This window comes from Kitasatospora putterlickiae (assembly GCF_039527695.1).
In the GTDB taxonomy this organism is placed as follows: domain Bacteria; phylum Actinomycetota; class Actinomycetes; order Streptomycetales; family Streptomycetaceae; genus Kitasatospora; species Kitasatospora putterlickiae.
Map to the genome: position 1 here is coordinate 4,211 of NZ_BAAAKJ010000036.1, position 9,100 is coordinate 13,310.

At 74.4% G+C, this 9,100-nt stretch carries 10 protein-coding genes and 1 pseudogene; 6 read left to right on the forward strand and 5 right to left on the reverse strand.

Annotated features, from left to right (window positions below; translation table 11 throughout):
• Positions 1–25 precede the first annotated feature (25 nt).
• Both ABD308_RS04370 and ABD308_RS04375 read right to left on the reverse strand, forming a co-directional pair.
• Positions 26–781, reverse strand: a complete 756-nt coding sequence (locus ABD308_RS04370) for a delta-60 repeat domain-containing protein (protein ID WP_344325790.1) — start codon at positions 779–781, stop codon at positions 26–28.
• A 107-nt stretch (positions 782–888) separates the two neighbouring features.
• Complete coding sequence (locus tag ABD308_RS04375; RefSeq protein WP_344325793.1) at positions 889–2,100, reverse strand: glycosyltransferase; 1,212 nt, start codon at positions 2,098–2,100, stop codon at positions 889–891.
• Between the two features lie 292 nt (positions 2,101–2,392).
• Between ABD308_RS04375 and ABD308_RS04380 the strand changes: the two genes are divergently transcribed.
• Positions 2,393–2,800, forward strand: a complete 408-nt coding sequence (locus ABD308_RS04380) for a hypothetical protein (protein WP_344325796.1) — start codon at positions 2,393–2,395, stop codon at positions 2,798–2,800.
• 64 nt (positions 2,801–2,864) lie between these two features.
• Here ABD308_RS04380 and sigJ read toward each other — a convergent pair whose 3' ends face one another.
• On the reverse strand, positions 2,865–3,815 hold the full coding sequence (gene sigJ / locus ABD308_RS04385; protein WP_344325799.1) for an RNA polymerase sigma factor SigJ: 951 nt from the start codon (positions 3,813–3,815) through the stop codon (positions 2,865–2,867).
• A gap of 112 nt (positions 3,816–3,927) precedes the next feature.
• Between sigJ and ABD308_RS04390 the strand changes: the two genes are divergently transcribed.
• The 3 genes from ABD308_RS04390 to ABD308_RS04400 all read left to right on the forward strand — a co-directional run bounded on the left by ABD308_RS04390 (position 3,928) and on the right by ABD308_RS04400 (position 6,538).
• Positions 3,928–4,353, forward strand: a complete 426-nt coding sequence (locus ABD308_RS04390; protein ID WP_344325802.1) for a hypothetical protein — start codon at positions 3,928–3,930, stop codon at positions 4,351–4,353.
• Complete coding sequence (locus tag ABD308_RS04395) at positions 4,343–5,965, forward strand: serine protease (RefSeq protein ID WP_344325805.1); 1,623 nt, start codon at positions 4,343–4,345, stop codon at positions 5,963–5,965. Before ABD308_RS04390 ends, ABD308_RS04395 begins: the two co-directional genes overlap by 11 nt.
• A 165-nt stretch (positions 5,966–6,130) precedes the next feature.
• Positions 6,131–6,538, forward strand: coding sequence for a hypothetical protein (locus tag ABD308_RS04400; protein WP_344325808.1), 408 nt, complete (start codon positions 6,131–6,133; stop codon positions 6,536–6,538).
• An 8-nt stretch (positions 6,539–6,546) separates the two neighbouring features.
• On the opposite strand, the gene ABD308_RS04405 is transcribed toward ABD308_RS04400, so the two are convergent.
• Both ABD308_RS04405 and ABD308_RS04410 read right to left on the reverse strand, forming a co-directional pair.
• A complete protein-coding gene (locus tag ABD308_RS04405; protein WP_344325811.1) occupies positions 6,547–7,374 on the reverse strand; it encodes an arylamine N-acetyltransferase family protein in 828 nt (275 codons plus the stop codon).
• Between the two features lie 29 nt (positions 7,375–7,403).
• On the reverse strand, positions 7,404–8,039 hold the full coding sequence (locus ABD308_RS04410) for a TetR/AcrR family transcriptional regulator (RefSeq protein WP_344325814.1): 636 nt from the start codon (positions 8,037–8,039) through the stop codon (positions 7,404–7,406).
• Between the two features lie 108 nt (positions 8,040–8,147).
• Between ABD308_RS04410 and ABD308_RS04415 the strand changes: the two genes are divergently transcribed.
• Both ABD308_RS04415 and ABD308_RS04420 read left to right on the forward strand, forming a co-directional pair.
• On the forward strand, positions 8,148–8,669 hold the full coding sequence (locus ABD308_RS04415) for a DUF1453 domain-containing protein (RefSeq protein ID WP_344325817.1): 522 nt from the start codon (positions 8,148–8,150) through the stop codon (positions 8,667–8,669).
• Between the two features lie 173 nt (positions 8,670–8,842).
• A pseudogene (locus ABD308_RS04420) lies at positions 8,843–9,100 on the forward strand (hypothetical protein); the annotation flags it as partial.

A 9,100-nucleotide genomic window follows, 5' to 3' on the forward strand; every position in this document is an offset into this window, starting at 1 on the left:
CCCCGGGCGTACGCGCGCCGACGGATCAGTTGGTCTGGTAGCGCGCGGCGGTGAAGTCGAAGCCGGGCAGCAGGTTGGGCTTGGTGACGGTGGCGGCGCCGCCCGTGACCAGGCGGTTGCTGGAGTCGAGCGCCACGCCTCGGGCGGAGGCGCCGCCGGTGCCGAACGAGGTGGTGACGACGCCTGCGGTGCCCCAGCTGGTGTCGAGGAGACCGTTGGAGGTGTAGCGGATCACGGTCTGGACGCCGGTGTTGGGGTCGAGCGGGAAGGGGGAGATCTCGTTGCTCTCCCCGGCGGCGTAGATCTTGCCGGCGGGGCCGATGGCGACGGAGCGGGCCTCGTCGCCGAGCAGGCTGACCTTGGTCGTGGTCTTACCGAGGGTGCCGAACGCGAGGTTGAGGCTGCCGTCGGCGTTCAGTTCGGTGAGGCCGAAGGCGCCGGCCCCGATGATGTTGAACGGGTCGGGCGACTGCGCCAGGCCGGCCAGGACGATCTTGCCGTTGTTGCCGCCGTTGGTCAGGGCGACGCCGAACGCGAGGTCGGAGAGTAGGCCGAAGGAGACGTTGGTGGAGCCGCCGGTGCCGAAGGTGGTGTCGAGGCTGCCGTCGGGGTTGAACCTGGCGGCGAGGAAGTTGTCCGCACTGGTGGCCGTGTTGACGGAGAACCCGGCGGCGATGAGCTTGCCGTCGTTGCGCTGGGCGAGGCCGAAGAAGTGGCGCCGGTCCTGTCCTGCGAAACCTGCCGCTTCGCCATCATGGGCCCGCGCCGCGCGCCGGGGCAAGGCCTTTCGGTCGCCCGATCCGGCCATGTCCGGAAAGAGTGAGCAACAGTCCCCTGTTGGAGGATTAGTGCTCACAATTGGCCGGTCAATGACCGAAGTTGAACGAACTAGGTGCTCACGGCAGCAATGTGGGCGAGCACCGGGGCGTTGCCGTCCTCGGCGGCGAGGCGGCGGGCCAGGTCGGCCGCGCGTCGGCGGTGGGCCGGTTCGGAGAGGCAGGCCGTGAGGGCGTCACCGAGGCGCTCGGCGGTGAGCTCCTGGAACGGCAGGGGCCGGGGCGAGACTCCGAGCCGGTGCAGCCGGGACGCCCAGAACGGCTGATCGGCCATCACGGGAACGGGCAGGGCGGGCACCCCGGCCCGTAGCCCCGCCGCGGTGGTGCCCGCCCCGGCGTGGTGGACGACGGCGGCGGTGCGGGGGAGGAGCCAGTCGTGCGGCAGGTCGCCGACGGCCAGGACGTCCGGGCCCCGGCCGCTCAGTTCCGCCCACCCCGCCTGCACGATCGCGCGCACACCGGCCCGCCGCACCGCTCCGGCCACGAGCTCGCCGAGCCGTTCCCCCTGACTGGGCGCCATGCTGCCGAAGCCGATGAACACCGGGGGCGGGCCGGCCTGGAGGAAGTCGGCCACCTCGGCCGGGGGCCGCCAGCCCTCCGGCCGTTCCGGCCACCAGTAGCCCGCCACCTCGACCCCGGCCGGCCAGTCCGCGGGGCGCGGCACCACCAGCGGGCTGAAGCCGTGGAACACCGGCCGGACGCCCCCGGACGAAGACGCCGACGGCGGCATGGCGGGCAGCCCGAGGTTCGCGCGCAGCCTCGTCACGGCGGCGGCGAACAGCCCGTCGGCGCGGCCGAGCACCGCCCGCCCGGCGGCGAGGTTGCCCTCGGGGCCCGGCCCGCCGCTCTCCGGCGCGCCGGGCAGCGGGAACTCCCGGGTGGCGAACGCCGGCGCGAGATAGCCGCCGACGACCGGGACGCCGAACGCCTCGCCGGCCGTCCGGCTGAACGGCGCCGGGCCGAACGCGGTGAGCACCAGGTCCGTCCCGTCCCCGACGGCCCGCGCCACCCCGTCGGCGAGCCCTTCCACATAGGCCCGCGACGCCTCCCGCGCCCGCTCCGGCGACGCCGCCCGGGACCGGATCAGCTCCTGCGGGTCGCCCGGCAGGGGCCGGTGGCCGAGGCCGCACCCGCCGACCAGCGCGGCGAACGGCGGGTGGGCGGCCACGGTGACCTGGTGGCCCGCCTCCAGCAGCCGCCGCCCCAGGCCGGTGAAGGGCGCGACGTCGCCCCGCGAACCGGCGGTGACGATCAGGATCCGCATGCGTACCTCCGGGGGAGTCTCGAAGGCATGCGTATCTCCGCAGCCCCCGGCGCCCACACGCCCCCGCCCGCACCTCAGCCGAACGGACGGCGCCCGCCCGGCCGCCCGCGCCCGCCGCCCGGCGGCGGAACCCGGCCCCCACGATCCCGTGTTCGCCCCCGACCTGTCGGTATCGGTGTAGCACCCGCTGGGCGATTTCGGTGGCGGACGGTGGCTTGGACTCGCTGTCGTACTGGGTGAAAGAATGACAGGTCGCCAACGGCCGATCTGGCCGCACCGCTTGGAAGGCACGATGACTCGCTCCTCCACTGCTGCCCTGCTGGGTGCAACGGCCCTGATTCTGATCGAGACGATCGCGATCGTGCTCTTCTTCTGCATCGCCATGCCGCTGTTCGCGGGCGGTATCGCTTTCGAGGACGAGATGGAACCCACTCCGCGCTACGTGCCGTACGGGTTCCTGTCCGCGGGGATCGTCATGGTCGGGCTCAACGGTTGGGCGGTTCGGGGCCTGTGGGCGATGGGGTCGCCGCGCAAGACGTCCCGTGCCTCCTCCGCGCTGGTGGGGGCGGGAACGGTGCAGGTCATGCTGCTCGGGTTCGGTCTGCTGTCGGGGGACCACCTGTTCACGCTCTTCGCGGCGGCGGTGCTGGCCCTGCTCGCCGTACTCGTGCGGCCGGCGTTCGCGAAGCCTTCCGGCTGACAGCAAGCCGGGGCGGGTGGGAAGTCGGGATCTCCGACTTCCCACCAATGCCACGCGCGGGACGCTAGCTCCAGCGGGCGAGCTTCTCCGGGTTGCGGACGGCCCAGATGCGGGTGATCCGGCCGTCCGCGAGGTCGAGGGCGGCGACCGTGGCGGTGACGCCGTCGCGTTGGGCGACCAGGCCGGGGGAGCCGTTCACGGTGCGCTCCAGGAGGGTGAGGCCCGGCGCCTTCTCGGCCATCAGGACCAGGTACCGGGCGATGTGCTCGCCGCCCTCCACGGGGCGGAGCACGGCGCCGACCAGGCCGCCGCCGTCGGCGACCATCGTGGCGGCGGGGTCGAGGAGGCCGATCAGCGCCGCGATGTCCTTGGCCTCCCACGCCTCCCTGAAGTCCCGCACCACACCGGCCTGCCCGGCCTGCCCGGCCCGCCCGGCCGACGGGACCCGCCCGGCCGACGGGACCCGCCTGGCCGACGGGACCCGCGCGGCGCGGACCCGTCCACGGCCCGAGGAGGCCAGTTGGCGGCAGGCCGCGGGCGTCCGGTCGACGATCGCGGCGATCTCGGGGAACGGGTAGCGGAAGACGTCGTGCAGGACGAACACCACCCGCTCGGCGGGCGTCATCGACTCCAGGACGACCAGGAAGGCCATGCCCACCGACTCGTCCAGGGTGATCCGGTCGGCGGGGTCGGCGGACCCGGCCGCGCCGCCGCCGAACCACTCGGTGCGGTCGGGCAGCGGCTCGGGCAGCCACTCACCGACGTAGCGCTCGCGCCGGACCCGCGCCGAGCCGAGCACGTCCAGGCAGACCCGGCTGACCACCGTCGTCAGCCAGGCGCCCGGCGCGGCGACCTCCTGCCGCCGGGCCGGCGCCAGCGCGTACCAGCGGGCGTAGGCCTCCTGCACGGCGTCCTCGGCCTCGGCCGGTGACCCGAGCATCCGGTAGGCGAGGTTGACCAGGTGGCGCCGCTCGCCGAGGACCGCCTCCGTGAGCCGTTCGTTCCCGCTGTCCATGCCGGCCGCCCCCCGTCGTGTCCGCACCCGCCTCACACTTCGCGGGCCCGCGTCGTCGAATCACCGGGACACTACCGATCGACCGCCGCGAGGCAGGAAGAGGGACCGGATCATGGTCATTCCGACGGGCGCCGGCGGGCGCCGCGGCTTCACGCTCCTTCAGGTCACGCTCGCCCTGCAGACCCTGGCGATCGCCTTCCAGGCGGCCACCGCCGGTCTGCTGCTCTCCACCGCATACGGCGAGACACTGCACGGCGTCGGGGCGCGGGTGATGTACGGCGCCTCGATGCTCTACCTGCTGGCCGCGGTCCTGGCCTGGCGGCCGGGCGGCGGCCCCGTCCGGCCGGTCCTGCACGCCACCGGGTTCCTCGTCCTCGCCTCGGTCCAGGTGGTGCTGGGCGTCGCCCACCAGCCGGCCCCGCACGTGCCCCTGGGCGTGCTGATGTTCGGCCTGAGCCTGCTCGACCTGGGCCGCTCCCGTGTCGTGGATCACAGGAACTCCGCAGGTCGTGCGGGCAGGACAGGACATGAGCACTGAATCCGCACGTTCCACGAACTCCGCATCCCGCCGTCACGTCCTCCGGGCCCTGGCCGTCGCCGTCACGCTGGTGGCCGGAGTGACGCCCGGCTGGGGCGGCACGGCCCTCGCCGCCGAGCCGGGCGGGCCGGGCGGGCCGGCCGAGCCCGAGACGTACACGCTGACGATCCGGCACCTGGACCGCTCGGGCCAGGCGCCCGCGCACTACCGCACCTCCGTCACCGGGATCTCCGGCCCCGGCGCCTCCTTGTCGGTGCAGCCGCACGACGCCTCCGGCGTCACCACCGTGCGGCTGCCCAAGGGCCGCTACCTGCTGGAGAGCGACCTGTACACCAATGACGTGGCGGACGGTGACGACTGGATCGTCCAGCCGCGCCTGGACCTCGACCACGACACGACCGTCACCGTCGACGCGCGGACCACCGCCCCCGTCGACCTCCGGCCCCCGGACCGCTCCGCGGCCTTCGTGACGAGCGGGATGTTCCTGGAGGTCACGCACCAGGGCGCCACCCGGATGGCCAGCATCGTCAAGGCGACGCCGACCCTGCGGGTGGCCCACCTGGGGCCCGAGGCCGAGGCCGGGTCGGTGCGGCAGTGGTTCGACTCCTACTGGAGCACCGCCACCGGCGGCTACGCCCTCGGCCGGACCCACACCGGCTCGCGCGCGCTGACCGGGCTCGCCCACCACTACACCGCGCGGGAGCTGGGCACCCTGCGGATCCGCGGCGCGGCCGGCCCGGGCGCCGAGGGGAGCGCGGTCTTCGACGTCTCCCCCGCTCCCGGACCGTCCGCCGGGTCGACCGTCGGAGGCTCCTTCTCCATGTCGCTCCCCGCCACCGCGACCGTCTACGTGACGCCCGAGCGCGGCCCCTGGGACGTCACCTTCGCCGCGTCCGACAACTGGAAGAACCGCTACTTCGCCGACGGCGTCGCCGTCCCGGCCGGGGAAACCGCCACGCACACCTTCGGCAACCCCGTCTTCGCCCCCGCCCTGCCGCCGGGCCGGGGCGTCGAACGCGACGGCGACACGATCACCACGAGGATCCCGTTGCTCGCCGACGGCGACGGCCACATGTCGGCGGCGCCGCCCTTCGACACCGCCTACACCTCGCTCTTCCGTGACGGCGTGCTGGTCGGCGCCCGGTCCGGCGCGGACGCCGCGGCCGGACGCGCCGCCTTCACCGTGCCCCCGGGGCGGGCCTCCTACCGGCTGGCCGCCACGGTGACCCGCAAGGCCGCGAGCGGTGCGACCACCCGGGTGAACGCGTCGTGGACCTTCGCCTCGGCCACGACCGCCCGGCCGGCCGCCGTGCCGGTCAGCGTCGTGCGGTTCTCGCCCGGGCTGAGCCCGGCCGGCACCGCGCCGGCCGGGAGCGCGATCCGGGTGCCGGTGACCGTGCAGGGCGCCGCCGCCGAGGGCCGCGTCCGCTCGCTGACGGTCTCGGCGTCCACCGACGGCGGCGCCTCGTGGACCGGCCTGCCGGTCGAGGCCGGCGCCGTGACGGTCCAGAACCCGGCGGCGGGCGCCACCGTCTCGCTGCGCGCGGAGCTGACCGACACCGACGGCAACACCCTCGACCAGACCGTCCTGGACGCCTACCGCGCCGAGTGACCCGCGGAGCGCGGATTCACGCCATCGAGGAGCCAAATCCGGTAGGCCTGAAGGGATTTCGGTCCGGTCAGGAATGCCGGCGGGGACGCGTGGAAGCCTCTGTCATGTGAAGCGTGACATGGCACACATCCATCGCCCCTGTTGTCCTCGAAGGAGAGAAGTCCGATGAAGCGTTTCGTTGCCGTCCTCGCGGCCGGTGCCGCGCTGTCCGGGCTCGGCGTCGCGGGCGCCACCCAGGCCGCCGCCCGGCCCACGGGCACGACCACCTGCGGCTACGGTGTCGGGACGTCGGTCTGCCTGACGATCGACGGCCGCCTCGCGTCCGCCACCGGTTGGGTGGGCCCGGTCGGCGGGCGCCCGCAGATGGCCGAGTTCGAGCTGGAGCTCCGCACCACTTCCGGCAGCGGCCTGGAGCGCGAGGACCTCGGCGCCGTCGTGGGGTCCAGCGGGATCACGGTCGGTCCGGTGGCGAGCACCGTCCCGTGCGGCGTCGGCATCATCGCCACGTTCACCACCGTCAGGATCGGCTGGCCGACGGTGAGCGCCACGGTCACGGTGCCGGCCGTCTGCTGAGCCCCGGTTCAGTCCTCGCGCCGAGGGCGGACGCCGGGTGGCGGGACGATGCCGAACTCCGCCTCCAGCACCTCCCGGACGCCCCGCTCGCCGTCGACCTCCTCCACCGTCACCGTGCCGTCGTGCGCGGTGCGGGTGAGCCTGGTGCCGTCGAGCGCGAGGTGACCGGCGGGGAGGGTCCGCTGCACGAAGAGGCGGCGGAACGGCGAGCGGGGGTGGGTGGCCACGTACCAGTTGGCGAGGTTGATGTCGGGCGCGGGCGCCGGGTCGAGGGTGAACGACACCAACTCCCGCCACCCGTCGCCCGACCGGACCTGGAGCACCCACACCGGCACCGGGCCGTCCGTCTCCTCCGGCTCCTCCAGGACCAGCCGGTGCCGGCGGCCCCGGCCGTCCCGGGTCAGGCCGGGGATCATCGGCAGCGGTTCCAGCAGCGCGTCGACCGACCCGAATCCGACGTCGACGAGCAGACGCGGCCCGTCCGTCCCGGGTACCCGAACGGCCAGCACCAGATGGGTGCGCGGCCGTATCTCCCCGGGGCGGGCGCCGATCCGCACCCGCCCGGTGTGCCGGGCCACGCCGAAGCCCAGCCGCTCCAGCACGGCCGCGAACAGCGTGTTGTGCTCGAAGCAGTACCCGCCGCGCCCGCCCCTGACGATCTTGGCCTCCAGATCGCCGACGTCCAGCGACGGCACGGTGCCGACCACCACGTCGATGTTCTCGAACGGGACGGCCAGCAGGTGCGCGTGCTGCAACGACCGGAGCGTCGCCGGCGTGGGCGCCCGCTCGCCGTCCCACCCGATCCGCGCGAAGTACTTGTCGAGGTCGACGCTCATACCCCCACCGTAAGTCCCTCTTCCGCCGGTCAGGCGGGACCCGGGCGTTCGGCGAGGTCGCGCAGGTGGCGGCGGAGGATCAGCAGGGCGGTCCGCGGGGGGACGCCGGCGGGGTGGAGGACCATGCCGAGGGCGAGGCCGTCCAGGAGGGCGGCCAGCCGTTCCGTCTCCAGGGGGACGTCGAGGTCGGCGGGGGCCCCGCCGGCGCGGCGGGCCTCGTCGAGGACGCGGGCGATCAGGTGGCGGGTCGACTCGTGCAGCAGGGCCGCGCCGGGCCGCAGTTCGGGGCGGGTGCGGGCGGCGGTGGTGAAGGCCAGCCAGAGCTCCGCCTCCTCGCGCCGGACATCGTCGAGCGGGAGCAGCTCCGCGAGCAGGGCCTCGACGGCGGCGCGCCGGTCGGCCGGGCCGGTCGGGGCGGCCGGGTTCAGCAGCCGTTCGGCGTGGCGGCGCACCCGCTCGCCGATGCGCGCGCACAGCTCCTCCATGGCGAAGGTGACGACCTCGCTCTGGCCGTCGAAGTAGTGCCGCACCGAGCCGATCGCCAGGCCCGCCTCGTCGGCGATGTTGCGCAGCGAGGCGTGTTCCAGCCCGTCCCTGGCCACGAGGCGGAGGACGGCCCGCGCCACGTCCTGGCGGCGGTTCTCGGCGATGACGACCTTTGGCATGTTGTTGTTATAGCACGGTCGAGCTAAATTGGTTGTCGGAAACCGGGCGGCGGACGGAAGCGGCTCGGAGCACAGCGGAGCACATCGGAGCACAGGGGGGTGCGGGCCGTGCCGACATGGCTGCTCGTGACGATCATCGCCGGGGCCGCCGTGGCCGTCGTCGCCAAACGGATGATCGGCGAACCGGTCAACGTCCGTGACCTCTTCGGTCCGCCGGTGGTGCTCACCGCCCTCGGCGTCTGGTCCGTGCTGGAGGCCGGGGGGCTGAACGGTGCCGACCTCGGCTGGGTCGTCGGCGGCTGCCTGATCGGCCTCGGCCTCGGCGCGCTGCGCGGCGCCACGGTCGCGGTGTTCACCCGCGACGGCGTGCTGCACCAGCGCTACACCGGGCGGACCTTCCTCGTCATCCTCCTCGCCTTCCTGGCCTCGGGGCTCTACGGCCTGCTCGCCCGGAAGCTGGGCATGCACCCGGAGGCCCGCCCGATCAACCTCTCCATCGGCGTCGGCTTCCTCGGCGAGGCGCTGGTCATCGGCTACCGCGGGCTGCGTAACGGCACGCCCTTCGCGCCGGAGAAGCCCGGCCCGCTGGACGGGCTCGGCGACCGGATCGACCGCCTCACCCGCCGCTGAGTTACGCCGCAGCGCACGCCACCAGGCACCTGGTCCGCCGGTCGTTACGCAGCCGATGAGCCGCCGTGACACGACCGGCCGGGGACCGCGACACGGGCTCCCTACCGTCACTCTCGACGCACCGGCCACACCGGCCGGGACCCGCGTCGTCCGAGGATGAATGGAGAGTCCGCATGGCCACGCGTACCACCAGGAACCGCGCCGTTCTGCGACTGTCGGCCGTCTGCGCCCTCACCGGCGCCGCGCTGCTGACCGCCGTCACCGGCGGGCAGGCCTGGGCCGACGGCGGCTCCGGTGCCGCCAGCCCGACCGCCGCCCCGATCGCCACCCCGGCGGCCGCGCCGACCGGCATCCCGTCGGTCACCCCGAGCGCGCCGCCGAAGGCCGCGCCGAGCGCCGCGCCGATGCCGGCGATCTCGTCCTCGGCCTGG

Coding starts and splice junctions, on each gene's coding strand:
- ABD308_RS04405 (WP_344325811.1), bottom strand. CDS start 7,374: ATGAGCGTCGACCTCGACAAGTACTTCGCGCGGATCGGGTGGGACGGC.
- sigJ (WP_344325799.1), bottom strand. CDS start 3,815: ATGGACAGCGGGAACGAACGGCTCACGGAGGCGGTCCTCGGCGAGCGG.
- ABD308_RS04395 (WP_344325805.1), top strand. CDS start 4,343: ATGAGCACTGAATCCGCACGTTCCACGAACTCCGCATCCCGCCGTCAC.
- ABD308_RS04380 (WP_344325796.1), top strand. CDS start 2,393: ATGACTCGCTCCTCCACTGCTGCCCTGCTGGGTGCAACGGCCCTGATT.
- ABD308_RS04410 (WP_344325814.1), bottom strand. CDS start 8,039: ATGCCAAAGGTCGTCATCGCCGAGAACCGCCGCCAGGACGTGGCGCGG.
- ABD308_RS04375 (WP_344325793.1), bottom strand. CDS start 2,100: ATGCGGATCCTGATCGTCACCGCCGGTTCGCGGGGCGACGTCGCGCCC.
- ABD308_RS04400 (WP_344325808.1), top strand. CDS start 6,131: ATGAAGCGTTTCGTTGCCGTCCTCGCGGCCGGTGCCGCGCTGTCCGGG.
- ABD308_RS04390 (WP_344325802.1), top strand. CDS start 3,928: ATGGTCATTCCGACGGGCGCCGGCGGGCGCCGCGGCTTCACGCTCCTT.